Raw genomic sequence first — 16,700 nt, 5'->3', positions numbered from 1 at the left:
AAGAGGACATGAGCGTGGTGGATGCAGCGCAGCCGACAGCTGCGAAGAAGAAGACGGACAGCCGATTCTGGTGGTACCTGCTGCGGCGGGTCGGCCAGGGGGTGATCGTCATCCTCATCGTGACGCTGATCGTGTTCGCGCTGCTCCACCTCGCCATGCCCAACGGGCCCGCCACCGGCGTGCTCGGCATGCAGGCCACCCAGGCTCAGATCGACGCCTTCAACCGTGAGAACGGCTTCGATTTGCCGGTCTGGCAGCAGTACCTCAACTTCCTCGGTCAGGTGGCCACCGGAGATCTGGGCGACTCGTTCAAGCTGAACCGCCCGGTCTCGGACGCCATCTCGCAGCGTCTGCCCAAGACGCTGATCCTCGCGCTCATCTCGATGCTGGTCGCGCTGATCGTCGCGATCCCGATGGGCATCTTCCAGGCCGTGCGCCGCGGCAGGACCGCGGACTACGTCCTGACCACGTGGAACTTCATCGTCTACTCGACCCCGTCGTTCTTCCTCGGCCTCATCCTCGTGATCGTCTTCTCGCAGATGCTGCGCATCGTCCCCGCGCAGGCACCGCAGGGCGAGACGGTCGCCGCCGTGCTGGCGAACCCGGCGGGCCTGGTGCTGCCGGTGCTCACCGCCGCCCTCGGCATCATCGCCACCTTCTCGCGATACATGCGCTCCGCCACCATCGACAACCTCTCCGAGGACTACGTGCGCACCGCCCGTGCCAAGGGCACGTCGGTGCCCGTGGTCGTCGCGCGCCACGTCGTGCGCAACTCGCTCACCCCGGTGATCGCGATGCTCGGCTACTACCTGCCGGTGATGTTCGGCGGCATGATCGTGGTCGAGTCCCTCTTCAACTACCCGGGCATGGGGCTGCTGTTCTGGACCTCGGCGCAGACGTCCGACTACCCGGTGCTGCTGGGCTGCATCCTCGTCATCGCCGTCGCCACCGTGGTCGGCTCCCTGCTGGCCGACATCATCCAGGCGTTGCTCGATCCGCGCACCCGGGAGGAGCTCTCGTGAACACCTCGTCCCCCGACGTCGCCCCCACCTCGACCATGGCGATCGTCCAGCGCACGCTGACGCCGCGCCAGCGCGGCATGCGCCGATTCCTGAAGAACAAGCTGGCGCTGTTCGGGATCGTCACGATCGCGCTGTTCCTGCTGTTCTGCTTCGTCGGCCCGTTGCTGTACCCAACCGACCAGGTGCACACCGATCTGCGCAGCACCATGCTGCCGCCGGGGAGCCCCGGCCACCCGCTGGGCACGGACGATGTCGGATACGACATCCTGGGTCGTCTGATGGTCGGCGGTCAGGTCTCGATCCTCATCGGCCTCGCCGCCGGTGTGCTCGCCACCGTGATCGGCACGTTGTGGGGTGCGATCGCGGGTTACGTGGGCGGCATCGTCGACACCGTCATGATGCGCATCGTGGATGCCGGCATCGCCATCCCCGCCACGTTCCTGCTGCTCATCCTCTCGGCGGTGCTGCGGCCCAGCGTGCCGCTGATGATCTGCGTCATCGGCCTGGTCTCATGGCTGGTGCCGGCGCGACTGGTGCGCGCCGAGTCGATCTCGCTGAAGTCACGGGAGTACGTGCTGGCGCTGCGCGCCATGGGTGGATCGCACTCGCGGGCAGTGCTCAAGCACGTCGTGCCCAACACGGTCGGCACGATCGTCGTGAACGCCACCTTCCAGGTCGCCGACGCCATCCTGCTCGTCGCCTACATCTCGTTCCTCGGCATGGGCCTGCAGAAGCCCGCGACCGACTGGGGCGCGATGCTGACCAGCGGCATGACCTACACCTACGCCGGCGCCTGGTGGCTGATCTTCCCGGCCGGATTCTGCATCGTGCTCACGGTCTGCGCCTTCAACAGCATCGGCGACGGGCTCCGTGACTTCTTCGACGTGAAGGGGCGTGCCGCATGAGCGACGCACTGCTGTCGATCGCCGGCCTGACGGTCGCCTTCCGCACCGAGGACGGCCCGGTCGAGGCCGTGAAGGGCATCGACCTCGAGGTGCGCGCCGGCGAGGTCCTCGCCCTGGTGGGCGAATCGGGCTCGGGCAAGTCCGTCACGGCGATGGCCGTGCTGGGCCTGCTGCCGCGCACCGCGCAGGTGGGCGGTTCGGTCCGCCTGGCGGGCCGCGAGCTCCTCGGCCTCGCCGAGGATGAGATGAACTCCGTGCGCGGCGCGGAGATCTCGATGGTCTTCCAGGAGCCGATGACGGCGCTCAACCCGAGCATGCGCATCGGCGACCAGATCACCGAGGCCATCCACAACCACCGCACCGTGAGCAAGGATGCCGCGTGGCAGCGCGCCGTCGAACTGCTCGCCCGGGTCGGCATCCCCGAACCGGAGCGCCGGGCGAAGAGCTACCCGCACGAGCTGTCCGGCGGCCAGCGCCAGCGGGTGGTCATCGCGATCGCGCTCGCCTGTGAGCCGCAGCTGATCATCGCGGACGAGCCGACCACCGCGCTCGACGTGACCGTGCAGGCCGAGATCCTCGATCTCATCCGCCGGCTCGCCGCCGAGTCGGGCACGGCGTTCCTGCTGGTCACGCACAACATGGGCGTCGTCGCCGACATCGCCGACCGGGTGGCCGTGATGTTCCGCGGCACGATGGTCGAGGTCGGCTCATCGCGCGATGTGCTCACCGCACCGCGCGAGAACTACACGAAGAAGCTCCTCGGCGCCGTGCCGACGCTTCCCGACGTCGCCTCGCAGGTCGTCGCACGCGAGGAGGCCGATGTGCCCTCCGCCGTGCTCGAGATCGTGGACGCCAGTGTGACCTACCGCCGTGGCGGACGATCCTTCAAGGCCCTCGACGGCGTCAGCCTGAGCATCGAGCCCGGTGAGATCGTCGGCCTGGTCGGCGAGTCCGGATCGGGCAAGTCGACTCTCGGTCGCGCGGCGCTCGGCCTGCTGCCCCTCTCGGAGGGCACCATGACGCTGTTCGGTGAGCAGATCGGCCGGCATCGCCTGACCGGCACCCGAGGCGTTTCACGCCGTCGCGAGCGCGTGCTGCGCGGACGCGTGGGCGCGATCTTCCAGGACCCCGGATCCAGCCTCAACCCGCGCATGACGGTCGGCGAGGCCATCATGGAGCCGATGCTCGTGCAGCGCCGCCGTCTGCCCACCAGCGCGAAAGAGCGTCAGGCGCGTGTCGCCGAACTGCTCGACGCCGTCGAGCTGCCCGCGAACTACGCCGTGCGCTACCCGCACGAGCTGTCCGGGGGGCAGCGTCAGCGCATCGGACTGGCGAGGGCGATCGCGCTCGAGCCCGAGCTGATCATCGCCGACGAGCCGACCTCTGCCCTCGACGTGTCGGTGCAGGCGGCGGTGCTCGACGTGCTGCGCAATCTGCAGCAGCGCATGCACTTCGCCTGCCTGTTCATCAGCCACGACCTCGCGGTGGTGCATGAGATCTCCGATCGTGTCGCGGTCATGCTGAAGGGTGAGATCGTCGAGACGGGCTCCTCGGACGAGGTGCTGCTCGCCCCGCAGCATCCGTACAGCCGCCGACTGCTGGCATCGGTACCCGTGCCCGACCCCGACAAGCAGGCGATGCGCCGCGAGGCCAGAGCGGCGGCACTGCACGCATGAGCACGCCTGCTGTACTCGGGCTGGACGTCGGCGGCTCGAGCGTGAAGAGCCTGCTCGCCCTGGCCGATTCCTCGCTGTCGTCACCGCCCGAGATCCTCTCCCGCGCGCGGACGATCACACCACTCGCCGACCCCGTCGACGGCCTGGTCGAGATCGCGCAGTCCGTCCCGCAGCAGCATCCCGTCTCGCGCGTCGTGGTGTCGATCCCCGGCATCGTCGATGAGACCAGGGGTGTCGTCGTGCGCTCCGCGAACATCCCCGCGCTCGACGGGTGCCCGCTCGCCGAACGGCTGGGTGCGCGCCTGGGCGTGCCGGTCAGCGTGATCAACGACGGCCACGCCGCAGCGGTCGCCGAAGCGGCCTGGGGTGCAGGCGCGGGCAGTGACGACAGCTTCGTGCTGGCGCTGGGCACGGGCATCGCCGGTGCCCACGTCGTGGACGGCGAGGTGGTGCCCGGTGCGCACGGCTCCGCCGGAGAACTGGGGCACATCACCATCGACCCGGCGGGAGCCGTCTGCTCGTGCGGCCGGCACGGCTGCCTCGAGACGATCATCGGCGCTCCGGCGCTGAGCGCGGCATGGAACACCGCGGGCGGATCGGGCGGACCGGAGACCCTGCTGCCCGCCTACGCCGACGGCGATCCCCGCGCCGTTCCGGTGGTGCAGCGAGCCGCGTCGGCCCTGGCGGAGGCGCTGCTCACCCTGTGCGCGCTCGTCGATCCGGGCCGGATCGTGATCGGCGGCGGGATCGCGCGCGAGCCGCACGATCTCGTGCTGCTCGCCGCGCAGTACGCGCGTCAGCGCGCGACGTTCCACCATGTTCCCCCGATCGTGCCGGCGACGCTGGGCGAATGGGCGGGCGCGAACGGCGCGGTGCGCATCGGAATGCAACACGAGCGTCTGGCCACCGCCGCTCGCTGACCCTCGCGAAAGACGGATGGGCTTCATCCGTGTCGCAGCGGGAACCGCACCTCGACCACGAGACCGCCGTCGGCGCGTGCGGCGAAGTGCAGCGTCGCGTCGTGGGCGCGGGGATGCTCTGCACGATCGCCAGGCCCAGACCCACACCGGCGTGATCGCCGCGGCGCGCGCGGCCCGAGCCGCGCTGGAAAGGCTCGGCGATCGTGTCGAGCGTCTCCGGCGTGAGCACGTCGCCCGTGTTCGAGACGGTCAGCGCGAGAGCATCCGTCTTCCTCGCCGTGTGCACCCAGATCGTTCCGCCGTGCGGCCGGTTGTGCACGATGCCGTTGTGCACGAGGTTCGCCGTGAGCTGCTGCAGCAGCGCGGGCGAGCCGATGACCTCGGTCCGCTCACCGGTCACGTGCAGTGCCACGCCGTGCTTCTCGGCCAGCGGCAGCAGGTTCTCGGCCGCCTCCTCGGCGACCAGCGAGAGATCCACGGCCTGGGTCTCGAACGCTCGCCCGTCGGCCCGCGCGAGCAGCAGCAGGGCCTCGGTGAGCTCGATCGCGCGGCCGTTGACGTGCTGCAGCCGTTGGATCAGCGCGTCGACGTCGCGGTCGGGGTCGGCCCGCGCCACGTCGAGCAGCGTCTGCGAGATCGCCAGCGGCGTGCGCAGCTCGTGCGAGGCGTTCGCGGCGAATCGCTGCTGCTCGGCGACGTGCGCCTCGAGCCGGTCGAGCATCGTGTCGAAGACGTCGGCCAGGTCGCGGAACTCGTCCCGCCGCCCCTCGAGCGCCACGCGGTGCGACAGCGAGCCCTGCCCGGCGAGTCGCGCGGCGTCGCCGATGCGGTTCAGGGGCGCCAGCATCCGTCCGGCGAGGAACCAGCCGCCCACCAGCCCGCTCACGAGCAGCGCCACCATCGCCGCGGCCGCCGGTGGGGTGAACGCGCGCAGCAGGTCGGACTGGTTCGGCACGAAGAGGTCAGAGCGGATGTTGCTGTTCGGCACGTACCTCAGCAGGAACAGCCAGACCACCGTGAGCAGCAGGGCGCCGGTGAGCACCACCACCCCGGCATAGCTCAGTGTCAGCTTCATGCGCGCGCTGAGCCCGCGCGCCCTATGCGACGGCATCCGGTTCCGCATCGATCCGGTACCCGACGCCGGGCACGGTGGCGATCACCCACGGCTCACCCAGCCGCTTGCGCAGGGCCGAGACCGTGATGCGCACGGCGTTCGTGAACGGGTCGGCGTTCTCATCCCACGCCCGCTCCAGCAGCTCTTCGGCGCTGACCACCCCTCCGCCGGCGCCGACGAGCACCTCGAGCACGGCGAACTGCTTGCGCGTCAGGGCGACGTACCGTCCGTCGCGGAACACCTCGCGCCGGAACGGATCGACCCGCAGCCCGGCCAGCTCCTGCACCGGTGGACGCGTGTGTGCGCGCCGCCGGTCGAGCGCGCGCAGCCGCAACACGAGCTCGCGCAGCTCGAACGGCTTGGTCAGGTAGTCGTCGGCGCCCAGTGCGAAGCCGCTCGCCTTGTCGTCGAGACGATCGGCGGCGGTGAGCATGAGGATCGGGATGCCGCTGCCCGACGAGACGATCCAGGCGGCGACCTCGTCGCCCGACGGGCCGGGGATGTCACGGTCGAGCACCGCGAGATCGTAGGAGTTGACCGCCAGCAGCTCGAGAGCGGTGTCGCCGTCGCCGGCGATGTCGGCGGCCATCGCCTCCAGCCGCAGCCCGTCGCGGATCGCCTCGGCGAGGTAGGGCTCGTCCTCGACGATCAGCACGCGCATGGGCAGAATCCTACGCAGGCGGGCATATCGCGGGTGTATGGAAAACGGCATACGCCCCTGCAACACGCGCTCGCATGGGATGGGTGGCATGCACTCGAGATCCGCCCGTACCCGTGACCGCCGCCTGGCCGCCGTGGTCGCCACTGTCGTCACCGCCCTGGTCGCGCTCGTCTTCGCCGCGCTGCAGGCGCTGAGCGCGGTGTCGGCCGTCGCCCCCGCAAAAAGCCCCCGCGGCGGCGAGTCCGTGAACGCCGCCGCGGACGGCCGCATCGACGCCGCCGACGGCTACATCACGTCCGGCCACCCGCTCACCGTCTTCGACGATGCGCCGGCGGTGGCGAATCTCGATCCGCAACTGCGCGACGCCCTCAGAGCCGCCGCGACGGATGCTGCGCAGCAGGGCATCGAGTTCGAGGTGAACGGCGGCTGGCGCTCGGCCGAGCTGCAGCAGAAGCTGCTGCGCGACGCCGAGGCGAAGTACGGCTCCGCCGAGGAGGCGGCGCGCTGGGTCGCGACGGCCGAGACGTCGGAGCACGTCACCGGAGACGCGGTCGACATCGGCCCGTGGAAGGCGCTCGACTGGCTGGTCGCACACGGCGCGGGGTACGGCCTGTGTCAGGTGTACGGCAACGAGGCCTGGCACTACGAGTTCCGCCCCGAGGCGTCGAGCGCCGGATGCCCGTCGATGTACCGCGATCCCACCGAGCGTGACCAGTGAGCCTCTGTCATCATGGGTGCGTGGCCCAACCATCCGTTTCGCCGGCGGGGCGGATCAGCTGGCGGCCGGTCACCGCGTCCGACTTCCCACTGCTCGCCGACTGGCTCGCGCGTCCCCACGTGCATCGCTACTGGCACCACGATTTCTCACCCGAGGGCGTGGCGCGGGACTTCGGCCCCGGCACCCGCGGTGAGGAACCGGGGGAGGATCTGCTGGTGTCGCTGAACGACCAGCCGATCGCGCTGGTGCAGCGGTCGCTCATCGCCGACTACACCGAGGACTTCACCGAGCTCAGCCGCATCGTCGACGTGCCGCCGGCAGCGCTGACCATCGACTACCTCGTCGCCGACGCGTCCAGAATCGGCCGCGGACTCGGCACCGCGATCATTCGCGCCGTCGTCGCCGACTCGTGGCGCGCCTACCCGCGATCGCCCGCCATCATCGTGGCCGTGGTGGCGGGTAACATCGCGTCGTGGCGGGCGCTGGAGAAGGCCGGTTTCCACCGAGTGGGCGAGGGCGACATGGAGCCCGACAACCCGGTCGATCCTCCGTTGCATGTCGTCTACCGGTTCGATCGCCCGGCGACCCCGGTGCCGCCCTCGAGCTGACGCCGCCCGCCCGAGCGGGTCTCGACATCGTGGTGCGATCGGCGGATGCTGGATGCATGACAGCTTTCACGGTGGACGGTGCGTACAGCGGCTTCAGCGTCGACGACATCGACGCGGCACGGGAGTTCTACGGAACGACGCTCGGTCTCGACGTCGAGACCAACCCGATGGGCTTCCTCGACCTGCGGCTGTCGAGCGGCGGGTCGATCCTGGTGTACTCGAAGCCGAACCACGAGCCGGCGAGCTTCACGATCCTGAACTTCCCCGTCGACGACATCGACGCGGCGGTCGACGAGCTGATCTCGCGCGGCGTGCAGACCAAGATCTACGATGACGCCGATTTCCCGTCCGATGATCGTGGCATCGTGCGGGGCTCCGGCGGACCCGACATCGCCTGGTTCCGCGACCCGGCGGGCAACGTGCTCGCCGTGATGCAGGCCTGAGCCGGCTCAGAGCCGGTTCACCGCGGTCACCGTGATCACCGCCTCGCCCGCCTCGTCGGACGCGGCGAGGTCGACGACCGCCGCGATCCCCCAGTCATGGTCTCCGGCGGGGTCGTCGATGATCTGACGCACGGACCACTGCGTCGCGCCTTCGTCGATGAGCAGGAGTGCCGCGCTGCGGGCGTCGGCGCCGGTGAGGATCTCGTCGTGCTCGGCGAAGTAGGCGTCCAGCGCCGCATCCCACCTCTCCTGACCGAAGTCCGGGTCGAGCGCGGCCAGCGCATCGACGTCCTCACGCGCGGTGAGCTGCACCCGACGGAACAGCTCGTTGCGCACGAGGATGCGGAACGCGCGGACGTTGGCGGTGAGCCGTTTGGGCGCGGGCGGCACCACCGGCTCGTCGTCGTGATCGACCGGATGCCCCGCGACGAGCTCCTCCCACTCGTCGAGCAGGCTCGAGTCGACCTGGCGCACGAGCTCTCCGAGCCACTCGATGAGATCGCGCAGCTCTTCGGTCTTGAGGTGCTCCGGAATGGTCTGGGAGGCGGCTCGGTACGCGTCGGAGAGGTAGCGCAGCACCACGCCCTCGGAGCGCGCGGTCTTATAGAAGGCGACATATTCCCCGAACGACATGGCTCGTTCGTACATGTCGCGCACCACCGATTTCGGATGCAGCTCGAAGTCGCGGATCCACGGCTGCGCCGCGCTGAAGGTCTCGAACGCCGCCGACAGCAGCTCCTCGAGCGGCTTCGGGTAGGTGATCTGCTCGAGCAGCTCCATGCGCTCGTCGTACTCGATGCCCTCGGCCTTCATCGCCGCCACGGCCCCGCCGCGGGCGACGAACTCCTGCTGCGACAGGATCGCCCTCGGGTCGTCGAGTGTCGCCTCCACGATCGAGATCATGTCGAGCGCGTACGACCCGGTTCCCGCACTTGACGCAGAGTCCGGGTCGAGCAGCTCGAAGGCGGCGAGCGCGAACGGCGACAGCGGCTGGTTCAGCGCGAAGTTCGGCTGCAGATCGACGGTCAGCCGCGCCGAACCATCGCCGGTGCGTTCCACGACCCCGGATTCGAGCAAGGTGCGATAGATCCCCAGCGCGCGCAGGGCCAGCATCCGCTGCCGCGACCTCGGCTCATGATTGTCGTATACCAGTGCGCGCATATTCCCGAAGACGTCACCGCCGCGCCCGATCACGTTGAGCATCATCGCGCTCGTGATCTGCATGTGCGGCACGAGTGTCTCGGGTTCCGCGTCGACGAGCTTGCGGAACGACGGCTCACCCCACGACACGAATCCGTCCGGTGCCTTCTTGCGGATGATCTTGCGCTTCTTCTTCGGGTCGTCGCCGGCCTTGCGGATCGCCGCGAAGTTCTCGGTCTCGTGCTCGGGCGCCTGCGCGACCACCGTGCCGGCCGTGTCGAAGCCGGCGCGACCGGCTCGGCCGGCGATCTGATGGAACTCCCGAGCATTCAGCTGGCGCATGCGCTGTCCGTCGAACTTCGTCAGCGCCGTGAGCAGCACCGTCCGGATCGGCACGTTGATGCCGACACCCAGAGTGTCCGTTCCACAGATCACGCGCAGCAGACCGCGCTGGGCGAGCTGCTCGACCAGCCGCCGGTACTTCGGCAGCATCCCCGCATGGTGCACGCCTATTCCGAGCCGCAGCAGCCGCGACAGCGTCTTTCCGAACGCCGTGGTGAACCGGAACCCTCCGATCAGCTCGGCGATCGCATCCCGCTGCTCGCGGGTCGCCACCTTCGCGCTCGCGAGTGCCTGCGCCCGCTCCATCGCCGCCGACTGCGAGAAGTGCACGATGTACACCGGCGCCTGCCCGGTCGACAGCAGCTCCTCGATGGTCTCGTGGATCGGCGTGCTCTCGTAGTAGAAGTGCAGCGGCACCGGGCGCTCGACACCCGTCACGACCGCCGTCTCCCGACGCGTGCGGCGGGTGAGGTCGGCGGAGAGCTCGGTCACGTCGCCGAGCGTCGCCGACATGAGCACGAACTGCGCCTGCGGCAGGGTGAGCAGCGGCACCTGCCAGGCCCACCCGCGGTCGGAGTCGCCGTAGAAGTGGAACTCGTCCATCACGACCTGACCGACGTCGGCGTCCGTGCCTTCGCGCAGCGCGAGATTCGCCAGGATCTCGGCCGTGCAGCACACGATCGGGGCGTCGGCGTTGACCGCCGAGTCGCCGGTGACCATGCCGACGTTCGCAGCGCCGAAGACGTCGACCAGGGCGAAGAACTTCTCACTCACGAGCGCCTTGATCGGTGCGGTGTAGTAGGTGCGGCGACCATCGGCGAGAGCGGCGAAGTGCGCGGCGATCGCCACCAGCGACTTGCCGGTGCCGGTCGGGGTGCTGAGGATCAGGTTCTGCCCCGAGAAGATCTCGATGACCGCCTCGTCCTGCGCGGGGTACAGGGCGATGCCGGTGGACTCGACCCACTCCACGAACGCCGTGTACACGGCATCCGCGTCGGTGTCGCGGACGGAGGAGGGATCGAGAGGCATGATCCCTCGATCCTTTCACCTCGAGCCTGCGCCCCCGGCGGACAGGACGAGAATGGGGCTATGACCTCGGAACTCGCGGCCGTGCTGCGCGCGCTCGGCGACGGTGCGGACGTCGATCCGGAGCGGATGCGAGCGGCGCTGCCGCACGACACCGCAGCGGCGGACGCGCTGGTCGAGCTGGCGCACCGCACGGCGGCGCTGCGCACCCGCAGCGCCGAGCTGCGGGTCATGATGTCGTCGACGAGGGAACTGCTGGCCGAGCCCGACGCCGCCCTCATGCTGCAGCGCATCGTCGACAGGGCGCACGAGCTGATCGCCGGCGACGTGGCGTACCTCTCGGTGTACGACCCCGAGCAGGACCAGCTGCACGTGCGCGCGGCGAGCGGCACGATCTCGTCGCGGTTCCTGGGCATGGTGGTGCCGGCCGGCGTCGGGCTCGCGAGCCGGGCCGTGCGCACCCGGCATCCGCAGTGGGTGCAGGACTACGCCGCGCTCACCTCGGTGCCGCACGACCCGATCATCGACGCCATCCTGCGCGAGGAGCAGCTGCGCGCCATGCTGGGCGCGCCGCTCGTGGTCAAGGGTGAGGTGCTCGGCGTGCTGTTCACCGCGAGCCGCGAAGCACGGGTGTACCGGCCCGAGGAGATCTCGCTGCTCTCGGCGTTCGCCGGACATGCCGCGCTGGTGCTGCACGTCGCCCGGCTGCTCGCCGCCGCGACCGCGGCGACGACCGAGGCGGCGATCCGGCAGCAGCAGGCGGAGTGGGCCGCCGGCCTGCACGCCGAGCTCACCCGGCTGGCGGTGATCGGCCACGACGCGGACGCCATCGTCGGCGCGCTGTCGGACGCGCTCGGACGACGGGTGACCTTCGCCGATGGTCAGAGCGGCCGCGACGCGCTGGGGAGCGCGATCCAGGATGCCGGGGAGAGCGGGCGGGCGGTGGTGCTCGACGAAGGGCCGATCGAACTGGTCGCGCCCGTCATCGACGCCACGGAGACACCGGGCGCGCTGATCGTGGAGCGCGCCGACACACCGCTGACACCGGTGGAGCGACGCACGGTCGAACGCTCCGCATTGACCGCGGCGCTGGTGCTGCTGCGCCGCGACGCGCTCGCCGATGCCGAGGAGCGGGTGCGCGGAGAGCTCGCGACCGAGCTGCTCTCGGGAACAGCCCGCCGTGAGCCGGCGCTGATGCGCGCCGCCGCCCGCGGTTACCCGGTCGCCGAGACATGGACGGCCGCCGCCGTACGCTGCCCGCCGGAATCCCGCCCCCGCCTGCTGAGCCGCTTCCGGCGGCGTGCCGACTGGCTCGTCACCGCCGACGGCGACGGCATCGCCGTGCTCGCCCCCGGCCGGCCGGAGCGGGCGGCGGGCGCCGTCCGCGAGGCGGCAGGGCAGGAGCGCCTGCTGCTCGTGATCGCCTCGGGCGGCGATCTCGGCGACGCGGCGGATGCGCTGCGCGGCGCCTGGCCGGCGGCCCGGCTCGCGCACGGGCTCGGCATCACCGAGGGAGTGATGGATGCCGCCGTGCTCGCGCCGTACGCGCTGCTCTTCGACGGCGACGGCACCCGCCTCGCGCAGTTCGTCGACCGCATGCTGCACCCCGTCGTGCGATGGGATGCCGCGAAGGGCACCACGCTGTTCGCCACGCTCGTCGCGCTGTTCGACGCGCAGTGGTCGCTGGCATCGGCCGCCAGGGTGCTGCACGTGCACGTGAACACCCTCAAGCAGCGGGTCGGTCGGCTGCGAGAGCTGCTCGGCACGGCACTCGACCCCGGCGAGGCGCGGTTCCGGCTGGAGATGGCTGTGCGGGTCGAGCGGGCTCGACGAGAACTCGATCAGACATAGCCTCGCGGTGAACAGTGGCCGGAACGGACGTTCCGAGTCGGTGCGCGGACTGGTTGGCTGTCGATCTGGCAGGCGGCCCACCCGAATGGCCGCCGCAGATCCCGGCAGCGGCGCCACCCACGTCCGCTCCGGCCACACGGAAGGACGACGACGTGGCCACCACATCCCGGCTCAGCGGACTGCGCAACCTCACCATCGCCGACAGGCGCGCCGCCGTCACCGACGCTCTCGACGCGCATCCCGACCTGCTCGACGCGCTCGACCCGCAGTCGACGGCGAGCCTGACGATGGAGCAGGCCGACCGCATGGTCGAGAACGTGATCGGCCAGATCGGCATCCCCGTCGGCGTCGCGACGAACGTCATCGTCAACGGGCGCGAGGTGCTCGTGCCGATGGCGACGGAAGAGCCGTCGGTCGTCGCCGCGGCATCCAACATCGCTCGCATGTCGCGCGGTCTCGGCGGCATCCGCACCACCTCGTCGGACCCGATCATGCAGGCCCAGATCCAGCTGCTCGACGTCGCCGACCCGCACGGTGCCCGCGCCCGCATCCTCGAGCGCAAGGCCGAAGTGCTCGCCCTCGCGGACGCCCAGGACCCCAAGCTCGTGCAGATCGGCGGCGGAGCGCGCGACCTGCTGGTGCGCACCGTGCACGGACTGCTCGACGACCACCTCGTCGTGCACCTCGTCGTCGACGTCGGCGACGCCATGGGGGCGAACGCCGTCAACACCATGGCCGAAGCCGTCGCACCGCTGCTCGCCGAGATCGCCGGCGGGCGCTCGCTGCTGCGCATCCTCACCAACCTCGCCGACATGCGCCTCACCCGCGCGCGGCTGGTCATCAGCCCCGACGAACTCGGTGGGCCCGAGATCGTGTCGAACATGATCGCCGGGGCAGCGCTCGCCTACGACGACCCCTACCGGGCCGCGACGCACAACAAGGGCATCATGAACGGCATCTCGGCCGTGGTGCTCGCCACCGGCAACGACACCAGGGCCGTCGAGTCGGGTGCGCACGCGTACGCCGCCCGTGACGGCCAGTACCGCGCCCTGTCGCGGTTCGAGCAGGACGGCGACGGCAACCTCGTCGCCACCCTGGAACTGCCCATGGCGGTCGGCCTCGTCGGCGGCGCCACGAAGTCGCACCCGGCCGCCAGGGCCGCCGTGGCGATGACCGAGGTCACCACGGCCCGCGAGCTCGGTGAGATCGTCTGCGCCGTCGGCCTGGCGCAGAACGTCGCGGCGGTGCGCGCCCTCGCCGCCGAGGGCATCCAGCGCGGGCACATGGGCCTGCACGCGCGCAACGTGGCCGTCGCCGCCGGGGCGAACGCCGACGAGATCGACGCCGTCGCCGCCGCACTCGTGCAGCGCGGTGCCGTCCGCGCCGACGTCGCCGAGACCGTGCTCGCCGAACTGCGCGGCGCGCGATGAGCACCACGCGCGAGCTCGGGCTGCCGACGGCGGTGCCGTCACCGGCGTTCCAGGCCGACACGGTCGAGATCTGGGAGGTCGGGCCGCGGGACGGCCTGCAGGCCGAGAAGACGGTTCTCGACGTCGACACGAAGGTCGAGCTCATCGAGCGACTCGCCCGCGCCGGCGCGCGCATCATCGAGGCCGGCAGCTTCGTGCGCGCCGACCGGGTGCCGCAGATGGCCGACTCCGCGGCCGTGATGGCGCGCGTCGCGGACATCGACGCGCGCACCCCGGTGCTCGTGCCGAACCTGCGCGGTTACGAGCTGGCGCGCGACGCCGGTGCCGACGACATCGCCTTCTTCCTCAGCGTCACCGAGTCGTTCTCGCAGCAGAACCTCGGCGCGTCGCGCGAACGCATGGAGCAGGCGGCCGAGGCCGTCGTCGCCCGCGCGGTGGCCGACGGTGTGCGCGTGCGCGGCTACCTCTCGATGGTGTTCGGCGACCCGTGGGAGGGCGCGGTCGACGTCGCCGATGTGGTGCGTCTCGCCTCGGTCATGCGCGGCTGGGGCATCGAGCAGCTGTCGCTCGGTGACACGATCGGCGTCGCCACCCCCGGTCAGGTGCGCGCCGTCGTGCGCACGCTCGCGGCACACGGCATCCCGGTCGGCTCCCTCGCACTGCACATGCACGACACCTACGGCATGGCCGTGGCCAACGTGTACGCAGGTCTCGAGGAGGGCGTGCGCGTCTTCGACGCCGCCGCCGGCGGGGTGGGCGGATGCCCGTTCGCGAAGTCCGCCACCGGCAACCTCGCCACCGACGACCTCGTCTGGATGCTGGAGGGCCTCGGCATCCGCACCGGCATCGACCTCGATGCCCTCACCGAGACGAGCATCTGGCTCACCCGAGCGCTGGGCAAGACCCCGGCATCCCGAGTCGCAACGGCGCTGACCCGATAGAGAGGAACTTCCCGTGCAACAGCGAAGACTGCTGGAGGTGTGGGGCGATACGGTCGACGGCCGTCATCTGCTCGGCGCCATCGGACTGGGCGTCGGCATCGCCGTGCCCGTCTACCTGATCGCCGAATGGGGCTTCGGCCAGCTCACCGGCGGCGACGCCCTCGGCCGCTCGTACGCCCTGGTCACCGGCCTCGCCGCCTGCGTGATCGCCGCGGTGGTCGCGGCCAACCTGTTCAAGCCCAAGCGCATCGTCACCGTCGGCGAGGCGCCGTCGGGCTCGCGCGCGGAGGCGATGGATGCTATCGAGGCCGAACTCGGCCCGCTCGGCGACCCCGACGAGCTGCCGGCCGCCGCGCTCGCCGAGGTGAAGGAACTCGGCCTGTACGACGACCTCGTGGCGCAGCACCGCAAGAACCAGCGCGCCGAGGCCGCCGGGGGTGAGCGCTGATGGAGGCTCTCCTCGAACCCACCCTGTGGGCGATCGGCATGGCGCTGATCGGCACGATCGTCTTCGCGCTCATCGGTCTGGTCTCGGGTACCGACGAGACCGCGACGATCGCCCCGCTCACCCTGCTGGTGATCCTGCTCGGCGTCCCGCCGGCCGGCGTGTTCGCGTTCTTCATGGCATCCATCGCCGCGAAGCACATCACCCACGCCATCCCCACCACGCTGCTCGGCATCCCCGGCGACACGATGGCGGCCCCGCTGCTGCGCGACGCGCAGATGCTGCGCGAGCTGGGCGTGCCGCACATCGCGCTGCGCAAGGCGATCTCGGGCGGCGCGGTCGCCGCGGTCATCGCCGTGCCCATGGCGGTGTTCTTCGCCTGGGTGCTCACGCCGTTCTCCGCCGCCATCAGCGCGGTCGCTCCGTGGCTGTTCCTCGCCGCGGCCCTGCTCATCGCGGTGCTGTCGAAGGGGCGCTGGGCGGCGCTGATCGCGCTCATCCCGTTCGTGCTCATCGTGGTCGGCCTGCAGAACTTCGCCGTCGGGGCGCTGGGCAAGGGGCTGTCGATCAGCTTCTTCCTCGGCATCGCGATCGGCCCGCTGATCGCCGACCTGTTCCTCGCCGCGAGCCCCGCGGGCCGCGCCTCGCTGCTGCGCGATGCGCCGCGATCGTTCGAACTGGCCGCCGACGTGCGCACCTGGAAGGGGCGCATGCCGAACCCGGTCGGCGTGCTGGATCGCACTCAGCTGGGCGGCACCGCCGGTGCGGCCGTGGTCTCCAGCGCGACGTTCGTGTTCTCTCCCGTCGCGATGACCGTGCTCATGGGCGAGCTGTTCGGCGGCCGCATCAAGAACGGCTACCGGCGCTTGACGACCATGATGGCCGTCAAGAACGGCACCACCGAGTCGACGTACATCGCCGAGACCCTCATCCCGCTGATCGCGATCGGCCTGCCGCTGTCGCCGATGGCGGCGGGGCCGGCGAACCCGCTGTTCAACGCTCCGCCGGTGTACACCATCGACGCCGAGGCCGGCACGAGCAACAACCTGCACGATCTGCTCGATCCGTGGCAGTTCCTGGTGTTCGGTCTGGCCGCGGTGCTGATCGCACTGATCATCACGTATCCGTTCGCGATGACGCAGGCGCACCGCGCGGCATCCTGGATCATGAAGAAGGTCTCGCACGAGGCGATCATCGGGGCGTTCGCCGGCCTCATCGCCGTGATCTGCCTGTACGAGGGCGGCGTGATCGCCCTTCTGGTGGCCATCACCGTCGGACTGGTGGGTGGACTGTTGAACAAGCTGTTCCACATGCACACCGGCGTGCAGTTCATGGGCTACTACGTGGCCGCGCTCACGGTGCCCGCGATCACGGCGCTGTTCGCCTGACCCGCATCCGCACGGGGCCGTCTGCCGACCGGCAGGCGGCCCTTCGCGTTCCCCCGATGCGGGCACGGGC

14 protein-coding genes and 1 pseudogene are annotated in these 16,700 nt (G+C 70.5%); 12 read left to right on the top strand and 3 right to left on the bottom strand.

The genetic code is table 11. From position 1 onward, the window contains the following. The first annotated feature begins 8 nt into the window (after positions 1 to 8). Genes ACFWH5_RS04355 through ACFWH5_RS04340 form a run of 4 tightly spaced genes read left to right on the top strand, consistent with a single transcriptional unit; the run spans position 9 to position 4,523 of the window. Entirely contained in the window at positions 9 to 1,022 is a 1,014-nt protein-coding gene (locus ACFWH5_RS04355; protein WP_378832164.1) for an ABC transporter permease, read from the top strand. After that, entirely contained in the window at positions 1,019 to 1,927 is a 909-nt protein-coding gene (locus ACFWH5_RS04350) for an ABC transporter permease (protein ID WP_378832162.1), read from the top strand. The genes ACFWH5_RS04355 and ACFWH5_RS04350 overlap by 4 nt, the downstream gene beginning before the upstream one ends. Next, positions 1,924 to 3,603, top strand: a complete 1,680-nt coding sequence (locus ACFWH5_RS04345; RefSeq protein ID WP_378832160.1) for an ABC transporter ATP-binding protein — start codon at positions 1,924 to 1,926, stop codon at positions 3,601 to 3,603. Before ACFWH5_RS04350 ends, ACFWH5_RS04345 begins: the two co-directional genes overlap by 4 nt. Further along, entirely contained in the window at positions 3,600 to 4,523 is a 924-nt protein-coding gene (locus ACFWH5_RS04340; RefSeq protein ID WP_378832158.1) for an ROK family protein, read from the top strand. The genes ACFWH5_RS04345 and ACFWH5_RS04340 overlap by 4 nt, the downstream gene beginning before the upstream one ends. A gap of 172 nt (positions 4,524 to 4,695) precedes the next feature. Here ACFWH5_RS04340 and ACFWH5_RS04335 read toward each other — a convergent pair. Then, positions 4,696 to 5,370: pseudogene (locus tag ACFWH5_RS04335) on the bottom strand (sensor histidine kinase); the annotation flags it as partial. 250 nt (positions 5,371 to 5,620) lie between these two features. Next, complete coding sequence (locus ACFWH5_RS04330) at positions 5,621 to 6,298, bottom strand: response regulator transcription factor (RefSeq protein WP_378832157.1); 678 nt, start codon at positions 6,296 to 6,298, stop codon at positions 5,621 to 5,623. Positions 6,299 to 6,386: 88 nt separating this feature from the next. Between ACFWH5_RS04330 and ACFWH5_RS04325 the strand changes: the two genes are divergently transcribed. From ACFWH5_RS04325 to ACFWH5_RS04315, 3 genes are read left to right on the top strand one after another with little or no spacing between them, the layout of a single operon-like run. After that, entirely contained in the window at positions 6,387 to 7,016 is a 630-nt protein-coding gene (locus ACFWH5_RS04325; RefSeq protein ID WP_378832155.1) for a M15 family metallopeptidase, read from the top strand. A 20-nt stretch (positions 7,017 to 7,036) separates the two neighbouring features. After that, the gene (locus ACFWH5_RS04320; protein ID WP_378832153.1) at positions 7,037 to 7,624 is read left to right on the top strand and encodes a GNAT family N-acetyltransferase; all 588 of its coding nucleotides are present in this window, start codon (positions 7,037 to 7,039) and stop codon (positions 7,622 to 7,624) included. A gap of 56 nt (positions 7,625 to 7,680) precedes the next feature. Further along, positions 7,681 to 8,067 carry a VOC family protein gene (locus ACFWH5_RS04315; RefSeq protein ID WP_378832151.1) on the top strand — a complete coding sequence of 129 codons (387 nt, stop codon included), beginning with the start codon at positions 7,681 to 7,683 and terminating at the stop codon, positions 8,065 to 8,067. A 6-nt stretch (positions 8,068 to 8,073) separates the two neighbouring features. On the opposite strand, the gene ACFWH5_RS04310 is transcribed toward ACFWH5_RS04315, so the two are convergent. After that, entirely contained in the window at positions 8,074 to 10,578 is a 2,505-nt protein-coding gene (locus tag ACFWH5_RS04310; protein ID WP_378832148.1) for a DEAD/DEAH box helicase, read from the bottom strand. A gap of 60 nt (positions 10,579 to 10,638) precedes the next feature. On the opposite strand from ACFWH5_RS04310, the gene ACFWH5_RS04305 reads away from it, so the two are divergent. The 5 genes from ACFWH5_RS04305 (at position 10,639) to ACFWH5_RS04285 (ending at position 16,630) form a co-directional block, all read left to right on the top strand. Further along, positions 10,639 to 12,426: a helix-turn-helix domain-containing protein gene (locus ACFWH5_RS04305; RefSeq protein WP_378832146.1), complete on the top strand. Its 1,788-nt coding sequence runs from the start codon at positions 10,639 to 10,641 to the stop codon at positions 12,424 to 12,426. A 152-nt stretch (positions 12,427 to 12,578) separates the two neighbouring features. Beyond that, entirely contained in the window at positions 12,579 to 13,856 is a 1,278-nt protein-coding gene (locus tag ACFWH5_RS04300; protein ID WP_378832143.1) for a hydroxymethylglutaryl-CoA reductase, degradative, read from the top strand. Further along, positions 13,853 to 14,797 carry a hydroxymethylglutaryl-CoA lyase gene (locus ACFWH5_RS04295; protein WP_378832141.1) on the top strand — a complete coding sequence of 315 codons (945 nt, stop codon included), beginning with the start codon at positions 13,853 to 13,855 and terminating at the stop codon, positions 14,795 to 14,797. Before ACFWH5_RS04300 ends, ACFWH5_RS04295 begins: the two co-directional genes overlap by 4 nt. A 13-nt stretch (positions 14,798 to 14,810) precedes the next feature. Next, on the top strand, positions 14,811 to 15,245 hold the full coding sequence (locus ACFWH5_RS04290) for a hypothetical protein (RefSeq protein WP_378832139.1): 435 nt from the start codon (positions 14,811 to 14,813) through the stop codon (positions 15,243 to 15,245). Then, positions 15,245 to 16,630 (top strand): tripartite tricarboxylate transporter permease, encoded by a 1,386-nt coding sequence (locus tag ACFWH5_RS04285; protein ID WP_378832137.1) that lies wholly within the window; start codon positions 15,245 to 15,247, stop codon positions 16,628 to 16,630. Before ACFWH5_RS04290 ends, ACFWH5_RS04285 begins: the two co-directional genes overlap by 1 nt. Positions 16,631 to 16,700: the final 70 nt, after the last annotated feature.

Origin of the sequence: Microbacterium sp. NPDC058345, assembly GCF_042723855.1 — a bacterium.
Lineage (GTDB): Bacteria > Actinomycetota > Actinomycetes > Actinomycetales > Microbacteriaceae > Microbacterium.
The sequence above is the reverse complement of the archived record's forward strand: the minus strand, read 5'-3'. Positions and strand labels throughout refer to the sequence as shown.